The organism is Limosilactobacillus secaliphilus (assembly GCF_001437055.1).
Classification (GTDB): domain Bacteria; phylum Bacillota; class Bacilli; order Lactobacillales; family Lactobacillaceae; genus Limosilactobacillus; species Limosilactobacillus secaliphilus.
The window spans coordinates 212,458-235,292 of record NZ_JQBW01000006.1 but is presented as its reverse complement, the minus strand read 5'-3'; the positions used below and the strand labels follow the sequence as shown (position 1 = coordinate 235,292).

Sequence of the window (22,835 nt, the reverse complement as noted above, 5' to 3'; positions counted from 1 at the left end):
GGGTTGAATATGACGAGATCAGCACGTCCGCCATTATTAATTAGGATCCTATTAATTGCATTATTAATGCTGGTAATTCAGGTGCCGCCGGTGATCTTGATGTTGCTGCCTCACTATCATACTCAAGGTCAAGAAACGATAATCGGTCCTATTATCTACCTCTTCGTGTTTGCGCTGATCATTGTGTGGGCATGGTGGTTATACCGTCGTTATCGGCGTTGGCCGGCACAAGAACAGCAACCGATCATGTATGTCGGCTGGCCGGTCATCGGCTGGTTACTGGTGATTGTGGGAGAAAATGCGCTGGCACGACTGAATCAAGCCATTTACCATCAGTCCAGCACGGCCAATAATGATGCCATCAAAGCAATCATGAGTAGTAGCCACCAAGCATTGATTTTAATGTCAATAGCTGCGGTCGTTTTAAGCCCAATTGCTGAGGAACTAATTTTTCGTGGCATCCTGATGAACTTGTTTTATAAAGATGATGCCTACTGGTTGCCGATCCTTTTGTCAGGATTAATGTTTACCTTGGCTCATTCCAGTACGACGCCGATCTCATATTTAATTTATTTCTATATGGGAGCAGTCTTTGCCTACATTTATCGGCGAACCGGACGCCTAACCAATACGATTCTATTGCATGCTTTGAACAATTTATTGGCCCTAATTGCTCTGTTAAATTAATTTCGGATTTATCCTTGCAACCGCTTACATTTAATGGTATATTAAAAGCGTGGAAGGACAGAAAAGTAGATGCAACAAGAAATCTACGTTAACTTAGCAGTTGAAGTATTAGTAGGCTAGAAGCAGCATAAGTGTAACTAGAAAGATTGTGTTTTTTAAGATTGTAGTTACCAGCGTGCACTAAGTTGTGAAGTTACTTTGCGGAAGAATTTAATAATTTAAGATATGAGTTGAGTTGAAAAAAGAGCTTTCTCGCAAAGTAAAATATTAATCCTTCCCTTAGTAGAAGTCGTCTCATCCTGAGGCGGCTTTTTTTGTGGTGTAGGTACAAAAAAAGGCCACACATAGGTGACCAAATAAAAATGCGCCCCCGGGGGTTCGAACCCCGAGTATGAGGACCGAAATCTCATGTGCTATCCAGTTACACTAAGGGCACAGACTAAATTTATTATAAGCCCAATACTTTTAAAATTAAAAGATTCACCATCTTTGTCAGCCAGCGGTGCACATTATTTTGTGGGTGAAACAAAGATATTTTAAAATAGGCCTTGCCAAAATCATAAAAATAACGTATATTAGTTGGTGTTGAAAAAATGCCCCAGTGGCGGAACTGGCAGACGCGCAACGTTCAGGTCGTTGTATGGGTAACCATGTACAGGTTCGAATCCTGTTTGGGGCATCATTAACCGCTAGACATATATGTCTAGCGGTTTTTTTGTGTTTTTTAGCTTATCCATTTATCAGTATTCACAACGGTCAGCAATTTAACAAATTAATTATTCTTGTCGCCTTGTTTATTGTTGACATTCTTTTATTTATCACCATTTATCTGATTATTTTAGTGCTTTTGTAAGCGCATCACGTATGTTAATATTAGAAACCGATTTCAGGATAAACGCCCGATTGTGATAAGGAGAATGATTGTGGATAACTATAAGGACCTAATTGAGTCTGTCAAAAACAATTCTTGCATTAATACGTCTTGTGACCGAGTTGGCTTAGTTCGCCAAGTATTATTAAATTTGAATCGCCCTGACCAGTTCTATCGGATCATCCACGTGGTGGGCACCCATGGTAAGCGTGATTTTGTCAAAGTCCTGGATCGTTTAATGGAGCAAAGTGGACTAAAAATTGCTTGTCTAATTGGGGGCCTGAGCAGTGATCCCCGGAGCCAGATCAAGATTAATGGCCAATCAATTAGTGAAGAAGACTATATCCATAATTTCCTCCAAATCTATTGTCACTTGCCATTAGACATGACCGAAAATGAACTCACCCAGGCTGAATGGACCTTTTTAATTGGCTTAAATTACTTTGCCGAGAAAAATGTCGATTGGTTGATTCTGCCAGCGGTGATGGGTGGCATCGGTGATACCAGTAATGCCATTGGTGCCCCAGATTTGGTGGTAGTGACCAGCTGTTGCATGGATCATTGGCGGAAGTTAGGCAGCACCATCCACCAAGTGGCTCAGGCTAAAGCAGGGGTCGTTAAACCGGGGACGAAAGCGGTGATCGTTGGTCCTGGTATTCAAGGGGAGTTTCATGAAGAAATTGCCGCCATCGTCAGATCAAAAGGTGTGCGTGTAATCGAAAGCAAACAATTTGTGACTTTGAGCCTCAATAAAGAAGGGTCCTTACCTGCATTCCTGCAAGTAAGGACCCCGCAACAGCATTTTAATTTGACCCTCCCTGGCAAGCTAAGTAAGAGGAAACTGCGTAATCTATATCTTATTTTGACAACTGTCAATTGGTTGAAGGAAAATGGCTTGACCGTCAAAACCAGCTGCAAGGCGCTGGTTGATTAGATCAGTGTAATGATGGCGACCGACAAAGATAAAACTTCCAACACTAAATTAAGGTGGGGATCACCGAACGTCAGCCGCTTACGCCGGAAGCCCATCTCGATTAACATCATGACGACGATCAAAAGTAATGCTTGAATCAGGTTAATGCCCCACGAAAAATGCAGGTTCCGCAAGAGCTGAACAATTTTACCGATCACCAAAGCAGAAATTGACAAGCGGCAAAGCACCAGCCACTTTGACACCCGCTTCTCAATCGTGGCATTTAAACCTAAGTGCAGGCAGATTAAGAACAGTAAACTAAAAACTAAGAAATAGGCAAATACCAACACTTCATCCCTCCAGCCAATAATCTCAACCATATCTTATCATTTTTTGAAAAAGTACGGACGATAATGTCGATTACTTGAGAAAGCCTTATAAAAAGAGTAGAATATTTTATACTGTTGAAACTTTTATCTGCGAGGTGGCTGGAATGACTTTCTTTAAGGTTGGAGACGTTGTTGAAGGCAAAAAATTTGGTCAGCTGGAACATAACTTTTCCGGTGTGGTCGAAAAGGTTTACGATAACTCGTTGATGGTTTCCATTGATGATTTCAACCCATCAGACAAGTCCAGCGTTAACGAATTAAACGGTCGTGCTGTGATTCGAAAGAGTGAAGCCAAGATGCTCAAAGCTGTTGCACGGACGGATGAAGATCGCAAAGTGGCTGCTTTGGAAGAAAAAGAAGCCGAAGAAAAGGCTGCTAAAGCCAACAAGACGTCACGCAAGCGTAAGAGCAGCAAGGCAAAGAGCAAAAAGACAAAAAAAGCTACTGACAATTAATAAAAATATGGTATTATCGAATGAGTAAGCATTTACTCATTCATTTTGCGGGTATAGTTCAGTGGTAAAACATAACCTTCCCAAGGTTAAGTCGCGAGTTCGATTCTCGTTACCCGCTTAGCCGCTAAGCACCGTCACTTGATGATGCTTTTTTATTTAACAGCGGTCGTTTGCTGGAGTAGTAGGCTTTTGATTCATACAGCAAGTTCGTGTTGATGGAAGACGAATTGATGACGGAGCTGAAAGCGTGCTGGCAGATTTTAGTTCAATTAATATTGAGTGGAATGTAAATTCAACTAGAGTGGTACCGCGGGAATTCTCGTCTCTAATAGGCAAAGACCTATTGGGGACTTTTTTATTTGCAGGAGGTTTTATGATGGACGAACGTCAAACGGTAGCGAACGCGCTGAGTAAGGCATTGCCAGATTTGAGCACGGAAGAGATTTTAAACAAGATTGAACGGCCTAAAGACGAGAAGAATGGGGATTACGCATTCCCAACCTTCTTTTTAGCCAAGACTTTGCATAAGGCACCGCAGCTGATTGCTAAAGACCTGGTCGCTAAGGTGGATCAAGAAGGCTTTGAAAAAGTTGTTGTGGCTGGTCCTTACATCAACTTCTACTTGGACAAGCAGGCAGTGGCCGCCACTATCTTGCAGACGATTTTGCAAGATCCGGAAAATTATGGTGGGCAAAACATTGGCCATTTAGCTAATGTCGCAATTGACCTGTCATCACCAAACATCGCCAAGCCAATGGGGATGGGTCACTTACGGTCAACGGTCATTGGTAACGCCATTGCTAACATTCTGGCCAAGGTGGGCTTCAACCCAATCCGGATCAACCACTTAGGTGACTGGGGCACCCAATTCGGGAAGCTCATGGCCGCATATGAGATGTGGGGCGACGAAGAAGCCGTTAAGAAGGACCCAATCAACACCTTGCAAAAGTACTATGTGCGGATCAATACGGAAGCCGACGAACACCCTGAGTACGCGGATGCAGGCCGGAAGTGGTTCAAGAAGCTGGAAGACGGCGATCCGGAAGCTCGGCGCCTGTGGAAGTGGTTCAGAGCTGCCTCACTTTCCCGGTTCATGAAGATCTACCAAATGTTGGATATTCACTTTGATTCCTACAACGGTGAGGCCTTCTACAACGATAAGATGCCAGAAATCGACCAGTTGTTGGCTGACAAAGGCCTGTTGCAGGAAAGTCGTGGTGCCAAGATTGTGGACTTAAGCCAGTACAACTTGAATCCGGCTTTGATCACTAAGTCCGACGGTTCGTCACTTTACATGACCCGTGACCTTGCCGCCGCACTTTTCCGTAAGCGGATGTATGGCTTTGCCCAGGCCCTGTACGTTGTTGGGGCCGAACAACGTAACCACTTCGATCAATTGAAGGCTGTCTTGGCCGAAATGGGCTTCACCTGGTCCAAGCAGATTCATTACATTCCGTTTGGCCTGATGAGTCTGAACGGCAAGAAGATGTCCACGCGGAAGGGAAACATTGTGCAGTTGGAGGATGTTTTGAACGACTCCATCAAGCTGGCTCGTCAGCAGATTGCCGAGAAGAACCCTACGTTGGCCAACGCGGATGAGGTTGCTAAACAAGTCGGTGTCGGTGCTGTAATCTTCCACGATTTGAAGAATGAACGGACTAACTCGATCGACTTCAAGCTGGCAGACGTGGTTAAGTTCGAAGGTGAAACCGGTCCTTACGTTCAATACGCCCACGCACGGGCTGAAAGTATCCTGCGAAAGGCCGGTCAACCTGACCTGAAGAACGTTGCCATCCACTTGAACGGTGACGAAGCCTGGGGAATCATCAAGCGTCTGGGCCAGTTCGGTGAAGTGATCGAGCGTGCGGCAGCCGAATACGATCCATCATTGATCGGGAAGTACGCATTGTCATTAGCCAAGGACTTCAACCAGTATTACGCACACAACCGGATCCTCGTTGATGACGAAGGTCGTGAATCACGGTTGGCATTGGTTCAGGCAGTCAGTGATGTATTGAAGTCTGCCCTGGCCCTGTTAGGCGTTAAGGCACCTGATGAAATGTAATCTCGCTTCAAGCCGAGTACAACGTGTAAACAGAAACTTTCTGTTTGCACGTTTTTGTTTTTAAAGTTGAAGAATTAACTAAGGCCGAGCAGCATCATCGAGTTTTGTTTTCGGCGTGGTAAAATTGGGTTCAGTATTTCTAAATGGGAGTAAGTTATGAAACGTGCACCACAGGATCAGTCGACATGGACGAAAAAACTAAAGATGATGGTGGCTGACTGGGTGCGACGGGCATGGCGCTTTTTGAAGAAGAAGTGGCATCGCTATCAGTTGACCAGGTGGCTGATCATCGTTTTTCTGAGCCTCTTTTTAATGGCCAGCATTTACCTGACATTTGTAGCTAAGACTGCCGACGTTAAGAATCTACAATCCCGGCTGGAAAAGCCCACAATGATTTACGACCGCAACCATAATTCGGCAGGCAGCCTCTATTCGCAGAAGGGGACTTATGTCAAACTGGACCGGATCTCGCAAAACGTGCCTGATGCGGTCTTATCAACGGAAGACCGGAACTTCTACCATGAACATGGTTTCTCAGTGAAGGGGATCATGCGGGCCGGCTTGTTGTTGGTCAAAAACAAAATCATGCACCGCAACTATATTTCTGGTGGTGGGAGCACATTGACCCAGCAACTGGTCAAGAACGCTTTTCTGACCCAACAGCAAACCTTCTCGCGGAAAGCCAAGGAAATTTTCATCGCGGTGGAAGTCGAAAATCAATATTCTAAAAAAGACATCCTGACCATGTACCTGAACAATGCCTACTTCGGCAACGGGGTTTGGGGAGTCCAGGACGCGGCTAAGCGATACTTCAACAGTGACGCCAGTGAGTTAACGGTACCACAAGCGGCGACTTTGGCCGGCATGCTCACGTCGCCAGGTACATATGACCCAGTTGCCCACCCAGAGGCATGTAAGCAACGGCGGAACGTGGTCTTGCAGCTGATGGTAGACAATCATAAGCTGTCACAAGCTGCGGCCAAACGTTATCAAAAAGAACCATTGACGATCAATAATGGTTATCACGCGTCGGGCACCTACCGTTATCCTTACTACTTCGATGCGGTCATCAGTGAGGCCATTCAGGACTATGGTTTGACCGAAAAGGAAATCATGAACGATGGCTACAAGATCTATACCAGCCTCGACCAGGGTCAGCAGAAGGCAATGCAGAAAACCTATCATGATGACGACAATTTCCCACAGTCCACTGGCTCAATGGTCCAATCAGCCTCTTTGGCAATGAATCCGAAGACCGGTGGGGTAACGGCGGTTGTTGGCGGCCGTGGGAAGCACGTCTTCCGTGGCTACAATCGTTCGACCCAAATGCGGCGGCAGCCGGGCTCCACGATGAAGCCGATTGCCGTTTACGCGCCAGCACTGGAGCATGGCTACTACTATGACTCATACTTGCAAGATGAGAAGCAGTCGTACGGTACCAACCATTACACGCCGCATAACTACAACAACCAGTACAGCGGCAGTGTGCCAATGTATAAAGCCCTGTATGAATCGCTGAACGCACCGGCAGTCTGGCTATTGAACAAGATCGGCGTTAACGAGGGCTATGCTATGGCTCAGAAATTTGGCCTCCCTGTTCAGAAGGGCGATAAGAACCTTGCCTTGGCCCTTGGCGGAATGACGAAGGGTGTTTCTCCAGAACAGTTGGCCCGTGCCTATTCTGCCTTTGCTGCCGATGGTCAACTGCCAACGAGTCACTTCATCACTAGCATCAAGGACGCAACTGGACATACTATCAAGCGCAAGTCCCGGTTGACTAACAAACAGGTCATTTCTAAGAAGAATGCAAATACGATGACGAGCATGATGATCGGGGTCTACAAGCACGGTACCGGTAAGAGCGCTAAACCAATAGGCTACACGCTTGCCGGTAAGACCGGGACCACCGATACTGGGATTAAGAATGACCAGACCAATCGTGACCAATGGATTGTTGGTTACACGCCGGATGTGGTCGTGGCAACCTGGGAAGGCTACGATAATAAGCAAAATCAGCAGACCAACATTCAGGAAAACAACATCAACTCGCTGTTCAAGGCTGAAATGGGTAGTTTGCTGCCGCACACCGCGGGCACCAAGTTCAAGGTTGAAGACGCCCAAGAAAAGGCGCAGAAGGGTACCAAGAGTGGTAACGACTTCTGGACGGATGCGGGTGACTTTGCCAACCAGGTTCGGCAGGGAGCCGGCAGTCTAGGTCAAAAAGCTAAACGCCTATGGGACGGCATTTCTTCGCTCTTTCAGTAAGACGGAGCGCATGCTACAATAAAAGAAGCAATATTTAGGAGGATTATCACATGGTGGTAAATATTTACGACACAGCTAATGAATTGGAACAACAGATGAGTCAAACGCAAGAATTTCAAGCTTTGAAGCAGGCTTTCGATGCTTTGAAGGCTGATCAAGCAACCTTTGACTTATTCAAGAAGTTCCAACAGTCACAGGCACAAGCTCAACAAAAGCAGATGAAGGGCGAAAAGCTGAGTGACGATGAAATCAAGAACGTTCAGGACCTGGCTAAACAGGTTTCCCAAAAAGATGCTGTGCGTGCTTTGATGGACAAAGAAAAGCAAGTGGACAACATGCTGCAACAGCTGAACGACACGATTACGAAGCCAATCCAGGACTTGTACAAACAAGCACTGCAATAATCAATTGCTGACGTGAATGGGACGAAGGTGAATGCCTTGTCCCATTTTTTTCGTGGAAAGGGTCGAAATATGGTTGATAAACAATTAGCAGACTTCCAGGATGGTGACCAGGTCAAAGTCTTTGCCCTGATCAAGGATGCGCAAATTCGAAAGACACGTAAGGGCGACGACTACCTGGCATTAACCTTCAGTGACCGTTCTGGAGATTTGGCCGGCAATTTTTGGGATGTGGATGAGAAACAAGAAGAAACGTTGAAGCCTGGTGTGGTCGTTTATGTCGAAGGCACCCGGTCTGCTTATCAGGGGAAGCCACAATTAAATATCGACGACGTGCGCTTGGCAACGGTCAATGAACCGAATGCCCCAGAAGATTATGTTGCTCGTGCGCCCGAGAGCGAGGATAAGATCAAGGATGATCTGCGGCCGTTCGTGGCAGCCATCACCAACCCCACCTGGCGCAAAATCGTCTTCTACCTGTTAAAGCAACATGGCGAGGATTTCTTCAAGTCGCCAGCGGCTAAGAGTAACCACCATGCCTATGCGGGTGGTTTATCCTTCCATACTTTATCGATCTTGAGGCTGGCCAAAGCGGTGTGCGGTTTGTATCCGGACATCAACAAAGGCTTGTTATATGCTGGAGCACTGTTGCATGACTTGGGTAAGACAGTCGAATTGTCCGGGGCGGTTGCAACTCAATACACCGTTACTGGTAAACTGATTGGCCATATCTCACTGATTGACGGCGAAATTTGTGCCGCCTGTGATGAGTTGGGATTGGACCAAGATGACATGCAGGTCGTTTTATTGCGGCACATGGTTTTGTCCCACCATGGTTTACAAGAGTATGGGTCACCGGTGCGTCCAGAACTGATGGAGGCTGAGATCTTGCACCATCTAGACGAATTGGACGCTAGCATTATGATGATGGATTCAGCATTGGCCAAAACTGCCCCTGGTGACTTTACCGACCGGATCTTTGCGCTAGACAACCGTTCATTCTACCGGCCCGAAGAAAATAAGAAGAATGAGTGAAGAAATAATAAACATTTTCGAAAGCAATTAGCCGTCTAATCTGCTTGTGGTATATTAGATGGGTAACAATCTAGAAGGATGTGAAATAGTTTGAAATCAAAGAAATTACTGGCAATCATTGCCGGCGTTGCTGTGATGCTGCCGTTAGCTGCTTGTGGCAACAAAGCCGTTGCAACGACCAGTGGTGGTAAGATTACCGAAAGCGAATACTACAGTAGTATGAAGCAGACCTCACAAGGGAAGGCTGTTCTGCAGCAGATGATCTTGGATAAGGTCCTGCAAAAGCAATACGGTAAGCAGGTATCTGATGCCCAAGTTAACAAGGAATTTAATTCATACAAGTCCCAGTACGGTTCTGAATTTAGTGCAGTGCTGCAGCAGCAAGGTCTGACGACTAAGACCTTCAAGAACCAGATTCGGTCCCGACTCCTGCTTGAAGCGGCCGTCCGTCATTACTCAACCTTCTCCAACGATGCCATTAACAAGCAATGGAAGAACTTTGAGCCTAAAGTGCAGACTGCCGAAATCTTGGTTGGTTCCAAGGAAGATGCTCAAAACATCATCAGCCAGTTGGATAATGCCAAGGGCGACAAGTTCAAGGAATTCAAGAAACTGGCTAAGTCCAAGTCTACCGACAGCTCAAACAAGTCTGCCGGTGGGGTAGTGCCAGCCTTTGATAACACCAGCTCATCTGTTGACTCGGCCTACAAGAAGGCGGCCTTCAAGCTTAAGACTGGTGAATACACGAAGGATCCAGTTAAGACCGACAATGGTTACCAGGTCATCTACATGGTTAAGCACCCAGCCAAGGGAGCTAAGAGTGCCCACATTGATGACTTGAAGACGCAAATCGTCGAAGAAAACATGAACAAGCAGTCATTCATGGCCAAGGTGGTTTCAAAGGTCCTGAAGAAGGGAAATGTCTCCATTAAGGATAAGGACTTGAAGAACATCCTGGATGGCTACCTGAATCCTGGCTCTTCCAACAACAACGGTTCAATTGGCACAAGCAATGCCAACTCCGGCAGTTCGAAGTAATCACTTCGCTAAAAGCAAATAGAAAAAAGGAGTGCGACTTCTTAGTCGCACTCCTTTTTGTAATCATTGATTGAGATGTTTGAGCAGCTCGTTGATTTTGTCTAAGCGGGGCTGGGCCTTGAATTGCCAGCGATCCACTGCTCGTTGCACATCGTGTTGAAAAGCGGTTAGGTTATCCTGTGATGCGGCCAGCTTTTTTAGGTTAGCTTGCAGGTTGTTAACCTCAGCTTGAACCCGTTTGCCGGCCTTCCAGACACTCTTAGTTTTTTCAAACATAAAATCGCTCCAATTACTTGAATTGATCGATGATTGACTGCTGAATTTCCTTGTACTTGTCAGGGGTCATTTCTTTGGAGTGGTCGGTGAACTTCATTCCGAAGCCATCATCTGCACTGTAACGAGGAATCAAGTGGATGTGAGAATGGAAGACGGATTGGTAGGCCACCTTGCCATTGTTGTTTAAAATGTTCATTCCCTTGATGTTCGGGTTGGAAGCCTTGATGGCGCGGGCCACCTTTGGCAGACGTGCAAAGACTGCCTGTGCCAGTTCGTCGTCATAAGCAAAGATATCTTGCACATGCTTCTTTGGCACCATCAGGGTATGACCTGGGGTAACCTGTGAGATGTCCAGAAAGGCCTTCACCACATCGTCTTCATAAACCGTGTAACTCGGGATATCACCGTTGATAATCTTACAAAAAATGCAATCGTTCATGGAATCGCCTCATTTCTCTAGAATCGTGTAAATTCATTATACCGCAAGTTTAAATTGTCCGGCCATTCAGCAAATTGCCGAGGGGCCCTGTGATATAATTAGCAGGATAAAAAGAAGGGAGCACACTATGTCACTTGAAGTTTCTGATTTAGTTGGCGGCTATTCTAAAATTCCGGTCTTACATAAGGTGAGCTTTAAAGTGGAACCCGGTGAATTGGTGGGGCTGATCGGCCTCAATGGTGCCGGTAAATCGACCACCATCAACCACCTGATCGGTTTGCTGAAGCCATTTGCGGGCGAAATTAAGCTGAATGGTGTTAATTTACAGACTGATCCGTCGGCCTACAAGCAACAGATCGCCTATGTGCCTGAAACGCCAATTTTGTACGATGAATTGACGTTAAGAGAGCACTTGCAGCTGACCATCAATGCCTATGGTTTGGACAACGAGACGGCCTGGCAACGTGCCCAAAAGCTGTTAAAGACCTTCCGCCTCGACAACAAACTGGATTGGTTCCCCGCTGACTTTTCCAAGGGGATGCGGCAGAAGGTCATGATTGTCTGTGCGTTCATGACAGATGCAAAAATGCTGTTCGTTGATGAACCATTCTACGGCTTGGACCCGCTGGCCGTCCATGACCTCTTGCAATTGATTGACGAAAAGAAGAAGCAGGGAGTGGGCATTTTAATGTCGACCCACGTCCTGGATACTGCCCAGCGTTACTGTGATCGCTTTGTCTTGCTCAACGAGGGTCAGGTCAAGGTGTCGGGCACATTGCAAGAATTACAAGCCCAAAGTGGCCAGCCAAATGCTTCTTTGAGTGATATCTACCTGCAGCTTGCTAAGGGTGACCAGCATGAATAAGTTATTTGAAAAGCGGCGTCAGCGCCATTTTCTCTTGCTGTTAAAGTACTGGCGCTTAGTGTTTAACGACCATTTTGTGATCGCCCTGTTCTTTATTCTGGGCGCTTTGGCCTATAGCTATTCGCAGGCTTTGCCGAGTGTGACACCGGCAATGTGGTGGCCTAAGTGGGTCTTAGTTCTCTTCTTGACCCTGTTCGTGCAATTGGGGCGGGTTGCCAGCTTGATTCAAAAGGCTGACCCCGTCTTCTTATTGCCCCAGTCCGACAGCATGCAGGATTATTTCCGGTCTGCCTATGCCTACAGTTGGGTGTTAGCGATCATCATGAGTTTAGCCGGTGTATTGATTGCCTTGCCATTAGCGATGGTGATCATGCACCTCTCAACGTTGGACATCGTGGCCATCGGGTTGAGTACCATTTGTTTGAAAACGGCCAACCTCCTGATCTATTCGCAACGGATGCTCTTTGTTGCCCAACAACGCTTAACTTGGATGAGCTGGGTTATTCCGGCAGTGGCTTGGATCATTTGCTGGTTTGTTAACCCATTGCTGGGGGCAGTGGTGGCACTAGCGGATGCAATCTTCCAGTATGTCAATACACGTGGTAAGCGGGTCAACTGGCGGGCGACGGTTGCACTGGAAAGTGACCGGATGACGGGTGTTTATCGCTTCTTCAACCTGTTTACGGATGTGCCAAGTGTGCAAGGACAAGTGCGGCGGCGCAAGTTTGCGGATGGACTGGTGAATTGGCTGGGTGGCCGCGATCCATGGGCTTACCTGTTTAGCCGCGGCCTCGTCAGAAATACCGAAGTCAGTGGCCTGATCATGCGCCTGACCTTCTTGGGCATGCTGATTGCTTTCTTCATTCCCGTTGCTTGGCTGAATACTGTGCTAGCCATTCTGATGGTTTACCTGATTTTTGTCCAACTGGTACCGTTCTATGACCAGTTCGACCAGATTGCCTTTACCCACATCTATCCCATTGCTCAGGGAAGCAAAGTGCAGGCATTTCGTCAGATCAGCCAGAAATTGATGGTCATTGTCGCCGTCTTGATTTCTGTGGCCTCGTTAGGGTTGCATTTGCACTGGTTGACTATGCTTTTGAACCTGGTGTTGACATTGGCCGAAGCATATGTGCTGGTGCACTATTACCTAAATTACCGAATCAAAAAATTGTAATGGAGCGTTGATATGAGAGTTAAACATAAAAAATGGGCGGAACCATTGATGCATGATCATCCAGAAATGATGGTCATGGACCCGGCTCAGCTCAAGGGTGAATGGAATAAACGATTTGAAAAAGAACAGCCGCTGCAGCTTGAAGTCGGCATGGGCAAGGGTCAGTTTATCATTGGCATGGCCAAAGCCCACCCGGAGATTAACTTCATCGGGCTGGAAGTGGAGCACACGGTGGCAGCCATTGCCTTAAAGAAGGCTTTGCCAGAAAAGTTGCCGAACTTGCAGCTGGTTTGTGCTGACGGCGCGGACTTAACGGACTTTTTTGCGCCCCACTCAATTGACCGCATGTATCTGAATTTCTCTGATCCTTGGCCGAAGAAGCGCCATGCCAAGCGGCGTTTAACCTACCACACCTTCTTAAGCGGCTATCAAACGATCTTAAAAGCGCATGGTGCCATTGAATTGAAGACTGACAATATGGGCTTCTTTGAATTTTCGTTGGTCAGCATGAACAACTTCGGCATGCAATTTGACGGCGTATGGCTGGACCTCCACCACAGTGACGAGGCTAAGCAGAATGTTGAAACCGAATATGAACACAAATTTAGTGAGTTGGGGCAACCAATTTATAAATTAACAGCCCATTTTAATTGAACATAACCACTTGGAATGAAGGCCAGTGTTTGCATGATTGCAGACACTGGCTTTCTTTTTCACAAGCAAAATTAATAATTAGAGAATTGGTTTGGCTTGTTCAATTTTATTAAAAATAGACCAAAATTATAAATTGGTATAGGTGGCTTTGACGGGAATTTCGAAAAAAGATTAATTTTATTTTTACCGCTTTTTGTAAACGATTATCAAATCACAAACAAGCTTTTATAATAACTGGATTGCCGTTAATTTAAGATTATTAATGACATACGTTTATCATTTTGAGAAAAATTAATTTGCTCAATTGGGGTTGACGATTGGGTTAGTTAGTGTCAGTATATGACACATAGATGATTAATACCGCAATTGGTATAGTTTTTATTTGTGAAAGGAACCTATAAAATGAAGAACGAATTTTCAGTCAAAGTTTACTCTGACGGAGCTGAAATCAATGCTATGCGTGAAATGGCAAAGAACGATTATCTGACTGGGTTCACAACTAATCCATCACTGATGAAGCGTGCAGGCATTACTAACTACCTGAAATTTGCACATGAAGTTGTTTCTGAATTCCCTGACTACTGCATTTCATTCGAAGTCTTTAGCCAAGATCCTGAAACAATGAAGAAGGAAGCTTTGACGTTATCTGCACTGAGCAAGAACGTTTACGTTAAGATTCCAATCTTAAACTTGAATGGTAATTACAACACTAAATTAATCAGTGACCTGTCCAACAGCGGCGTTAAGGTTAACGTCACTGCCATCACCACTGACTACCAAGTTGAAGCTGCACTGGCTGCATTGAACTCAACGACTCCAGCAATCATCTCCCTCTTTGTTGGGCGGGTTGCTGACACTGGCCGCGATCCACAAAACTTCGTTGATCGCAGTGTTGAACTGTGTGCCGATTATCCAAACGTTGAAACCTTATGGGCAGCTACCCGTGAAGTTTACAACATCTACCAAGCTGAAAAGGCTGGTATCGACATCATCACTGTTCCGCCAAAGATTTTGGCCAAGTACAATGCACGTCGCAGCTTCACTCCCGCTGACGTTGCCTTAGACACGGTCAAGGGCTTTGATAACGACATCAAGTCATTAGGCTTCAGCATTCTGGATGAAAAAGAAGCAATGACTGTTTAATCCTTATCAAACACTCCACTTAAATTATTCAACGCATACAAATACCCCCTTAGTACTGAGAAGTGCTAAGGGGGTATTTATCATTTAAAATGCTTTAATGTCTTTGCATATCAAGAATGGATCCTGTATAGGCATCAGCAATGAAGCGGTAATTAACAACTTTACCGTCTTCAACACGTTGGATCCCACCCCGATATGCTTGGGTGTGAACCGCAAAACGCTGGAACGGTCGCGGTGTATGATCAATCCAACTGCCGACAACCGATCCTTCACGTTTGAAGTCGTTAATGACCAGTCGCAAGATGGCGTTGGCACTTTGTTGGCGGTTGCCAGCGAATTTACCAGCCATCCAGCCGACGAAGCCAGACATCCCCAAGATCATTGAAATAACTAAAGGATTAGCGATACTTTTGCTGTTGTTCATATAGTTGATTCACCTTGCTTTATTAGCGGCATAATAGCTTAAGCTTATCATATTTGACATTATTCGCAAATTATCTATCTTCTTGTAAGGCAGCATAGTTGTGCCGACAATTATGACTGTGGTAAATTGAGGACAAAACAAAGGGGGATTTGCGATGGAAACTTTAGCTCATATGGACATGAACGAGTTTAACCAGAAGTTCAAGCAGGGAACCTACGTCTTATTCTTTACCGCTGATTGGTGCCCTGACTGTAACTTCATTAAGCCGGCAATGCCAGAAATTGAACAAGATTTCTCCCAAGCCAAGTTCATCACCATCAACCGTGACGATAACATTGAACTGGCTGCCGATTTTGGCATTATGGGAATTCCAAGTTTTGTGGTAATCCAGGATGGCAAAGAAGTGGCACGGCTGGTAAACAAGAAGCGCAAGACCAAAGAAGAGGTTGAGAACTTCTTGAGTCAAGCATTATAGACAAACGATGGCTGGAGGATTCTCCAGCTTTTTTATTTCAGTAGTGTCTGCAGATATCAACAGGCCGTTATGGTACAATAATTGCGACTGTGCCAGAAATGGCAAAAACACGAAAGAGATGGAGAGATAAGAATGCTGATTGCAAGTTACAATCCGAAAGTAATGGGAGACATCTTAGTGGTATTAACGGCACCAGATACGGCGGCACAAACCGTCAGTCAAAAGGGTGACGTGGTGGCCGTGACAGACAAGAAATCCGGCCATTTGTTAGGCTACAATTTCTTGAATGCCAGCCAGATCTTGCCACGTTTGAAGGATGAAAATGGTCAAGTCAACCTAACTAAGGAAGAAGTTGATCAACTGAATCAGGCGGCCCAGGCAGCAGGGATGGACCAGCGCCTGACTTTTGATCCAACGCCGCACTTCCAAGTAGGTTATGTGGAAGAGGTCAGCGATCACCCGAAGTCTGACCACCTGCACATCACCAAAGTCAACCTTGGCGACCACACTCAGCAAATTGTCTGCGGCTCCGTTAACTTGCGTAACCACATCAAGGTTGTCGTTGCCAACGTTGGGACAATGATGCCAGATGGCAAGATTATTTGGCCCGGCAAGCTGCTGGGAGTTGAAAGTGACGGCATGATTTGTGCGGCCCGTGAATTAGCATTGAAGAATGCACCCCAGAAGCCAGGTTGCCTGATTTTGGACGATGACTTTGCTGAAAATGGGGCTGCGTTTGACTTTAAGCGCGGCAATCAATTGTTCGCTTAAGAGAGGCATTCATCATGACTGTGCATAACTATTATTTTGTAGGGATCAAAGGTACAGGGATGGCTGCTTTGGCCCGCGTCTTGAAGGGCTTAGGCAACAACGTGTCCGGCTCCGATATTGATAAAGAGACTTTCACCCAGAAGCCGCTTGTCGCAGCGGGAATCCCGGTTTTGTCATTCAACCCTGACAATCTGAAGCCAGGAATGATCGTGGTTAAGGGGAACGCATTTCCTGATGACCATCCTGAAGTCGTGCGGGCAAAAGAGATGGGCCTGACCGTGCAAACTTACCCGCAAACTGTCGAACAAGTGGTTAATAACAACATCTCAATCGGTATCGCCGGTGCCCATGGAAAGACGAGTACGACTGGCTTGCTAGCCCATGTCTTTGCCAATGTTGTGCCGACCAGCTACCTGATTGGTGATGGTGTCGGCGTGGGTGAAAGTGATTCACGCTTCTTTGTCTTTGAAGCCGACGAGTACCGCAACCACTTCCTCGCTTACCATCCCGACTATGCCATCATGACCAACATCGATTTTGATCACCCGGACTTCTTTAAGGATATTGATGATGTCCGGTCGTCATTTGAACAGTTTGGCCGGCAGGTGAAGAAGGGAATTTTTGCCTATGGCGACGACGAAAACCTACGTAAATTGCAGGTTGACGTGCCGATTTACTACTACGGGACCAGTGAGAACGACGATTTTCGGGCGACTAATATTGTCCGCAACGCCCAGGGTTCTTCCTATGATGCCTACTTCCGCGATCAGAAGTTGGGACGGTTCAGCATTCAGCTATACGGCGAACACAGCATCTTAAACAGTTTGGCGGTGATTGCGGCTGCTTACATGGAACACGTTGACCTGGATCAAATTAAAAAAGAGTTGGCCAACTTCAAGGGCGTTAAACGGCGCTTCAGTGTCAAGCAGGTTGGGGATATCACGGTTGTTGACGATTACGCGCACCACCCGTCCGAAATCAAAGCGACGATTGATGCGGCTCGGCAAAAGTTCCCTGACAAGCAGATTATCGCGGTTTTCCAGCCACACACTTATTCACGGCTGCAGGCTTACCTGCCAGAATTTGGTAAGGCACTGTCCAAGACCGACAAGACTTACATCCTGCCAATTTTCGGTTCAATCCGGGAACACAGCGGTCACGTCTCTGATGACGACTTAAAAGCCCTTATCCCTGGCAGTGTTGAATTAACAATGGATCACGTGGCAGACCTGTGCCAGTATCATTCACAGGTGCTGGTCTTCATGGGCGCCGGTGATATCCAAAAGTATGAGGAACGTTTTGCGCAATTGATGAAGGATCAAGATAAATAATTTGCAGTTGACCCGGTCATTTGCTAGCATACTCATTAATAAACGTCAAGATTAGTCAAATTAATAGGAGGTCTTTAATTTGGATAATTACTCCAGAGAACCACGGCGCGAAGTCAACGCTGGGGCTGGCCTGAATGCATTCTTAGGACGCATGTACGGCTACATGTCCTTGTCAGTGTTGGTTTCGGCCTTCGTGGCTTACTTAACAATGGTGCCTTTCCGCGCCGCTTCGATGGCCTTTGTCAGTGCTCACCCTGGGATGGTCTGGCTGATTCTCTTATTGCCAATCGCTTTGTCAATGGGAATCAGCTTCAGTGCCACTCGGAACCCAGCCGGTAGCTTTTTGATGTTGATGGTCGTCGCCGTCATTTACGGCTTCGAATTCTCATTGATTTCAATGGCTTACACGGCTGCTAACATTGCGGCTGCCTTCCTGTCATCTTCAGCAGTCTTCATCACGATGACTTTGATGGGGACGTTCACCAAGCGCGATTTGAGTCGGGCTGGCAGTCACGCCTTTGCGGCACTGATCGCTTTGATGATTGCTTACATCATCAACATGTTCTTGCGTTCCGCAGCCATCACCTACGTCTTCTCATTCATCGCGGTCATCATCTTCACTGTTCTGACCGCTTGGGATGCACAAAAGATGAAGGCCATTTACGTTAACTACGGCAGTGAGATGTCGGTCGGCGGTTTGGCAATTTTAGGTGCCTTACAGCTGTACCTAGACTTCATCAACCTCTTCATCTCATTCTTACAAATTTTCGGAATGAGCGACCGTAACTAGTTGATCATTATTAGATTAAATTTGGGCATGCACAGAGTCATTTCCGGCTTTGCTTGCACGCCCTTTTTGTTACAATAGGAAGGTGAAAGAGAGAGGTAAGTTTCATGGCAAAAAAATTATTATTAATTGATGGCAACAGCATCGTATTCCGGGCCTTCTTTGCGATGCACAACCAGATCGACCGTTTTACGAACCAGGACGGCCTGCATACGGCAGCGATTTATGGCTTTAAGTTGATGCTGGATCACGTGCTGGACAAGTTCACGCCGGACGCCGCTTTGGTAGCCTTCGATGCGGGGAAAGTCACTTTTCGGACCAAGAAGTACGCCGATTATAAGGGTGGCCGGGCCAAAACGCCGAGTGAATTGACCGAACAGCTCCCTTATGTGCGTCAATTGGTGGCTGATTGCGGGATGCACAGCTATGAACTCAAGAACTATGAAGCGGATGACATCATTGGGACAGTGGCTAAGATGGCGGATGACGCCGGTTACGAAACCCTGGTTGTCACTGGAGATCGGGACTTGACTCAGCTGGCCACCGACCATACAACCGTTGCTGTCACCAAGAAGGGAGTTACCCAGACTGAGCATTTTACCCCAGCTCATATGCAGGAAAAACTGGGTGTAACTCCGACCCAATTTATTGATGTCAAGGCACTGATGGGTGATAGTTCTGATAACTATCCTGGTGTCACGAAGATCGGGGAAAAGACGGCCTTAAAACTCATCCAAGAATATGGGTCACTGGACCAAATGTATGAACAGATTGACCAGATGAAGGCCAGCAAGCGCAAGGAAAATTTGATCAACGAAGAAGCGATTGCGCGCAAGTGCCAGGACTTAGCCCGTATTCGGCGGGATGCTCCAGTTAGTGTGAAGCTGGACCAATTGACCTACAAAGGACCCCAGGAAGAAAAACTGGTGGACCTGTATACCCAATTGAACTTCAAGTCCTTTTTGTCCAAGATGAACCTCGCCCCTGATGAAGCTGACGGTGGCAAGGAGAAGGATGTCGAGTTCACCACTTTGACGGCCGCCAACTTAGACGACCTGAAAAACAGTGGTCAAGAACTGGCCTTCTATTTGGAAATGCCGGAAGCCAACTACCACTTATCACCGTTTGCCGGTTTTGCAATTGGTAACGGCAAGCAGTGGTGGGCCAGCCGCGATGCCGAGTTACTAAAGCAGCAACCGTTAAAGGACATCTTAAGTGATCCGAAAATCAAGAAGGATACCTTCGACGGCAAGGCACAATACGTCGGCCTGCACCGGATGGGAGTCGACTTTAAGGGCCTGAATTTTGACCTGCTATTGGCCTCTTACCTCTTGAATACATTCGATAACAGCAATGACTTGGGCCAAGTGGCAGCGGAGCACGACTATCATGCTGTCCAGCCGGATGAAGATGTCTACGGCAAGGGCAAGAAACGTGAATTGCCAAAAGATGATCACGTCTTCTTGAACCACCTAGTTCAGAAAGCCCGGGCCATCTGGAATCTGCAGGATCCGTTGAAGAAGCAACTGGAGGATAATGAGCAACTGCCGCTGTACGTGGATATTGAACGTCCGCTGTCAACGGTTCTGGCAAAGATGGAAATTGCCGGAGTACGGGTGAACGCCGATACCTTGAAGAATATGGGCAGCAAGTTGAAGGAACGCTTGGCCGAATTGGAGCAGCAGATTTACAACGAGGCCGGTGAAGAGTTCAATATCAACTCCACGAAGCAACTGGGAACCATCCTGTTTGAGAAGCTGAAGTTGCCAGTCATCAAGAAGACAAAGACGGGCTATTCAACTTCTGTGGAGGTCTTGCAAAAGCTGCAAGGGCAATCCCCAATCATTGACGATATTTTGAATTACCGGCAAATCGCCAAGATCCAATCAACCTACATTACCGGCTTGCTGAAGGTGATTCACTCTAGCGACCAGAAGATCCACACTCGTTACTTGCAGACGTTAACACAGACGGGACGGTTGTCATCAGTCGATCCTAACCTGCAGAACATCCCTGTCCGTCTCGAGGAAGGCAAGCGGATCCGGCAGGCGTTTGTACCGAGTCATCCGGGTTGGCAGATCTTCTCCTCCGACTACTCACAGATTGAACTGCGGGTGCTGGCCCATGTGACCCATGACCATAACCTGCAGCAAGACTTCATTGACGGAAAAGATATTCACGCCAGCACGGCCCGGCGAATCTTTAAGCTGTTGCCAGATGAAAAGGTGACGCCAAACATGCGGCGCCAAGCCAAGGCGGTTAACTTTGGAATCGTTTATGGCATCAGCGATTACGGTCTGTCACAAAACATTCACGTCACGCGGAAGCAAGCACATGCCTTCATTCAGAGCTACTTCAAGGAATTCCCAGGCGTCAAGAAGTACGTTCACGATATTGTGGAAGTGGCCCGGAAGAAGGGTTACGTTGAGACACTGACGCACCGTCGTCGTTACCTGCCGGATATCCATTCAAAGAACTTCAGCCGGCGGTCATTTGCGGAACGGACGGCAATGAATACGCCAATTCAAGGTAGTGCGGCCGATATCATTAAGATTGCCATGATCAACATGGATGAGGCTTTGCGGACCCATCACCTGCAGGCCAAGATGCTGTTGCAAATCCATGACGAATTGATCTTTGAAGCACCAGCTGAGGAAATCCCAGTCCTGGAGAAGCTGGTGCCGCATATCATGGACTCGGCAGTTAAGCTGGAGGTGCCACTCAAAGTTGACAGCAAAGTTGGGGACACCTGGTACGATTTGAAGTAACAGTGACAATACAAAGGGCGTCAGCGTTAGTGAACGTTGACGCCTTTGTTGCTTAACACTCAGTTGTTTAAAAAGACGGGATCATGGAAAAGCTAGTCGTTTTGCTTTTTTTAAGAATTAATTTACAATGATTTTAAACAAAAAGTAAGGAGTGTTCGTGTATGCCTGAAATGCCTGAAGTAGAAACGGTGCGGCGTGGCTTGATGAAGATTGCTGCTGGTCGCAAAATTGTCGGAATCGACGTGCATTATGGCAAAACCATTGAAAACGATGTCGAGGAATTCCGGCAGGCACTGATTGGCCAAACCATTAAACGGATTGATCGGCGGGGAAAATACCTTCTGTTCCGGTTTACCAATGACCTAACGATGATTTCTCACTTGCGGATGGAAGGCAAGTACTTCAATCAGAAGACCGGGTCGCCGATTGACAAGCATACGCACGTTGTCTTTCATCTTGATGACGGCACCGACCTTTGCTACCACGATACCCGTAAGTTTGGCCGCATGCACCTGGTGAAGACCGGCACGGAGATGGAGTATGGCGGTTTGCGGACGATTGGCCCTGAACCGACTGAAAGGGACTTTAAGCTGGACTACTTCGAACGGATTTTGGGCAAGAGCCGCAGTAAGATCAAGCCGTTTTTGCTGAACCAGAGCCACGTTGCTGGTCTGGGCAACATTTACTGCGATGAAGTGCTCTGGCAGACGAAGATCAATCCTGAACAACCGGCCAATACCCTGACTCACAAGCAGGCGGCCGCGTTGCGCAAGAATATCATTCACGAAATTGCGGTGGCCACCAAGTACAAGGGGACGACGGTGCACACGTTTACGAACGCCTTTGGTAACGCCGGGGCCTTCCAGGAAAAGCTGGTTGCTTATGGCCACGTTGGTGATCGTTGCCCACGCTGCGGGACCAAGATGGTTAAGATTAAGGTGGCCGAACGGGGGACCACTTTCTGTCCGCATTGCCAGCCGTTAGTGGAGAAAAAATGACGAAGATAATCGGTATTACGGGCGGCATCGCCTCGGGCAAAAGCCTGGTTAGCCATTATTTAGAAACGCAGGGATACCCCATTGTCGACGCCGATGTGGTTGCCCGTGAGGTGGTTGCTAAAGACAGCGCCGGCTTAAAACGGATTGAAGAAGAGTTTGGCCAAACAGTGATTGATGCAGATGGTCAATTAGCGCGCAAACGTTTGGGCCAGATTGTCTTTGCTGATCATGGTCAACTGAGACGATTGAATGCCATTATGCAGCCATTAATTCGTGAACGGATTATCAGTCACCTAAACGCGTTGCGTGAACAAGGGGCGAAAGTGGCCTTTTTGGTGGCCCCGTTGCTGTTTGAACAAAGCTACCAGTCCTTGTGTGACGAGATCGTCGTGGTGTATGTCAGTCCGCAAACACAACTGCAGCGCTTAATGCAGCGCGATCAACTGACCCAATCTGCCGCTCAAGAACGGATCAATGCCCAGTGGCCACTGAAACAGAAGGTCCAACAAGCCGATATAATTATTAATAACGATGAGGGTCCTGATCAAACGCGAGAACAGGTAGCGGCTTGGCTTAAACGAACAATTGCCTAATTATGGTATAATAAT

The 22,835-nt window shown here is 46.9% G+C and carries 23 protein-coding genes and 2 tRNA genes; 21 read left to right on the top strand and 4 right to left on the bottom strand.

Annotation, left to right across the window (positions count from 1 at the left end):
- Positions 1–9: 9 nt before the first annotated feature.
- The 3 genes from IV45_RS03150 to IV45_RS03135 all read left to right on the top strand — a co-directional run bounded on the left by IV45_RS03150 (position 10) and on the right by IV45_RS03135 (position 2,492).
- A complete protein-coding gene (locus IV45_RS03150) occupies positions 10–687 on the top strand; it encodes a CPBP family intramembrane glutamic endopeptidase (RefSeq protein ID WP_057740643.1) in 678 nt (225 codons plus the stop codon).
- 595 nt (positions 688–1,282) lie between these two features.
- Positions 1,283–1,366: transfer RNA gene (locus IV45_RS03140), tRNA-Leu, on the top strand.
- Between the two features lie 244 nt (positions 1,367–1,610).
- On the top strand, positions 1,611–2,492 hold the full coding sequence (locus IV45_RS03135) for a folylpolyglutamate synthase/dihydrofolate synthase family protein (RefSeq protein ID WP_057740641.1): 882 nt from the start codon (positions 1,611–1,613) through the stop codon (positions 2,490–2,492).
- Here IV45_RS03135 and IV45_RS03130 read toward each other — a convergent pair.
- Positions 2,489–2,851, bottom strand: a complete 363-nt coding sequence (locus IV45_RS03130; protein ID WP_157051195.1) for a hypothetical protein — start codon at positions 2,849–2,851, stop codon at positions 2,489–2,491. The two genes, IV45_RS03135 and IV45_RS03130, sit on opposite strands and share 4 nt — an antisense overlap.
- Before the next feature lie 113 nt (positions 2,852–2,964).
- Between IV45_RS03130 and IV45_RS03125 the strand changes: the two genes are divergently transcribed.
- The 7 genes from IV45_RS03125 (at position 2,965) to IV45_RS03095 (ending at position 10,119) form a co-directional block, all read left to right on the top strand.
- Positions 2,965–3,315 carry a hypothetical protein gene (locus IV45_RS03125; protein WP_057740637.1) on the top strand — a complete coding sequence of 117 codons (351 nt, stop codon included), beginning with the start codon at positions 2,965–2,967 and terminating at the stop codon, positions 3,313–3,315.
- 47 nt (positions 3,316–3,362) lie between these two features.
- A tRNA-Gly gene (locus tag IV45_RS03120) sits at positions 3,363–3,433 on the top strand.
- Positions 3,434–3,691: 258 nt separating this feature from the next.
- Positions 3,692–5,380: an arginine--tRNA ligase gene (gene argS / locus IV45_RS03115; RefSeq protein WP_057740636.1), complete on the top strand. Its 1,689-nt coding sequence runs from the start codon at positions 3,692–3,694 to the stop codon at positions 5,378–5,380.
- Between the two features lie 156 nt (positions 5,381–5,536).
- Positions 5,537–7,645 (top strand): PBP1A family penicillin-binding protein, encoded by a 2,109-nt coding sequence (locus tag IV45_RS03110; RefSeq protein WP_057740631.1) that lies wholly within the window; start codon positions 5,537–5,539, stop codon positions 7,643–7,645.
- Positions 7,646–7,695: 50 nt separating this feature from the next.
- On the top strand, positions 7,696–8,049 hold the full coding sequence (locus IV45_RS03105; protein ID WP_057740627.1) for a YlbF family regulator: 354 nt from the start codon (positions 7,696–7,698) through the stop codon (positions 8,047–8,049).
- A gap of 69 nt (positions 8,050–8,118) precedes the next feature.
- A complete protein-coding gene (locus IV45_RS03100) occupies positions 8,119–9,081 on the top strand; it encodes a 3'-5' exoribonuclease YhaM family protein (RefSeq protein WP_057740625.1) in 963 nt (320 codons plus the stop codon).
- A gap of 90 nt (positions 9,082–9,171) precedes the next feature.
- Entirely contained in the window at positions 9,172–10,119 is a 948-nt protein-coding gene (locus tag IV45_RS03095; protein ID WP_057740623.1) for a peptidylprolyl isomerase, read from the top strand.
- 63 nt (positions 10,120–10,182) lie between these two features.
- Here IV45_RS03095 and IV45_RS03090 read toward each other — a convergent pair whose 3' ends face one another.
- Positions 10,183–10,395, bottom strand: a complete 213-nt coding sequence (locus IV45_RS03090) for a hypothetical protein (protein WP_057740621.1) — start codon at positions 10,393–10,395, stop codon at positions 10,183–10,185.
- A gap of 13 nt (positions 10,396–10,408) precedes the next feature.
- Positions 10,409–10,834 (bottom strand): HIT family protein, encoded by a 426-nt coding sequence (locus IV45_RS03085; RefSeq protein ID WP_057740619.1) that lies wholly within the window; start codon positions 10,832–10,834, stop codon positions 10,409–10,411.
- 127 nt (positions 10,835–10,961) lie between these two features.
- Between IV45_RS03085 and IV45_RS03080 the strand changes: the two genes are divergently transcribed.
- The 4 genes from IV45_RS03080 to IV45_RS03065 all read left to right on the top strand — a co-directional run bounded on the left by IV45_RS03080 (position 10,962) and on the right by IV45_RS03065 (position 14,673).
- Entirely contained in the window at positions 10,962–11,699 is a 738-nt protein-coding gene (locus IV45_RS03080) for an ABC transporter ATP-binding protein (protein WP_057740617.1), read from the top strand.
- A complete protein-coding gene (locus IV45_RS03075) occupies positions 11,692–12,876 on the top strand; it encodes an ABC transporter permease (RefSeq protein WP_057740615.1) in 1,185 nt (394 codons plus the stop codon). Before IV45_RS03080 ends, IV45_RS03075 begins: the two co-directional genes overlap by 8 nt.
- A gap of 12 nt (positions 12,877–12,888) precedes the next feature.
- The gene (trmB, locus tag IV45_RS03070) at positions 12,889–13,530 is read left to right on the top strand and encodes a tRNA (guanosine(46)-N7)-methyltransferase TrmB (RefSeq protein WP_057740613.1); all 642 of its coding nucleotides are present in this window, start codon (positions 12,889–12,891) and stop codon (positions 13,528–13,530) included.
- Positions 13,531–13,932: 402 nt separating this feature from the next.
- Complete coding sequence (locus IV45_RS03065; RefSeq protein ID WP_057740612.1) at positions 13,933–14,673, top strand: transaldolase family protein; 741 nt, start codon at positions 13,933–13,935, stop codon at positions 14,671–14,673.
- 94 nt (positions 14,674–14,767) lie between these two features.
- On the opposite strand, the gene IV45_RS03060 is transcribed toward IV45_RS03065, so the two are convergent.
- Positions 14,768–15,097, bottom strand: coding sequence for a hypothetical protein (locus IV45_RS03060; RefSeq protein ID WP_057740609.1), 330 nt, complete (start codon positions 15,095–15,097; stop codon positions 14,768–14,770).
- Positions 15,098–15,251: 154 nt separating this feature from the next.
- Here IV45_RS03060 and IV45_RS03055 point away from each other — a divergent pair, with 154 nt between their 5' ends.
- The 7 genes from IV45_RS03055 (at position 15,252) to coaE (ending at position 22,820) form a co-directional block, all read left to right on the top strand.
- Positions 15,252–15,572 (top strand): thioredoxin family protein, encoded by a 321-nt coding sequence (locus IV45_RS03055; RefSeq protein WP_057740608.1) that lies wholly within the window; start codon positions 15,252–15,254, stop codon positions 15,570–15,572.
- A gap of 132 nt (positions 15,573–15,704) precedes the next feature.
- Positions 15,705–16,343 carry a YtpR family tRNA-binding protein gene (gene ytpR, locus IV45_RS03050; RefSeq protein WP_057740606.1) on the top strand — a complete coding sequence of 213 codons (639 nt, stop codon included), beginning with the start codon at positions 15,705–15,707 and terminating at the stop codon, positions 16,341–16,343.
- 14 nt (positions 16,344–16,357) lie between these two features.
- The gene (gene murC / locus IV45_RS03045; RefSeq protein WP_057740604.1) at positions 16,358–17,674 is read left to right on the top strand and encodes a UDP-N-acetylmuramate--L-alanine ligase; all 1,317 of its coding nucleotides are present in this window, start codon (positions 16,358–16,360) and stop codon (positions 17,672–17,674) included.
- Between the two features lie 79 nt (positions 17,675–17,753).
- Positions 17,754–18,464 (top strand): Bax inhibitor-1/YccA family protein, encoded by a 711-nt coding sequence (locus IV45_RS03040; protein ID WP_057740603.1) that lies wholly within the window; start codon positions 17,754–17,756, stop codon positions 18,462–18,464.
- A 104-nt stretch (positions 18,465–18,568) separates the two neighbouring features.
- Positions 18,569–21,229: a DNA polymerase I gene (gene polA, locus IV45_RS03035; RefSeq protein WP_057740601.1), complete on the top strand. Its 2,661-nt coding sequence runs from the start codon at positions 18,569–18,571 to the stop codon at positions 21,227–21,229.
- A 161-nt stretch (positions 21,230–21,390) separates the two neighbouring features.
- Positions 21,391–22,227, top strand: a complete 837-nt coding sequence (gene mutM, locus IV45_RS03030) for a DNA-formamidopyrimidine glycosylase (RefSeq protein ID WP_057740599.1) — start codon at positions 21,391–21,393, stop codon at positions 22,225–22,227.
- Positions 22,224–22,820, top strand: a complete 597-nt coding sequence (gene coaE / locus IV45_RS03025; protein ID WP_057740597.1) for a dephospho-CoA kinase — start codon at positions 22,224–22,226, stop codon at positions 22,818–22,820. The genes mutM and coaE overlap by 4 nt, the downstream gene beginning before the upstream one ends.
- Positions 22,821–22,835 lie beyond the last annotated feature (15 nt).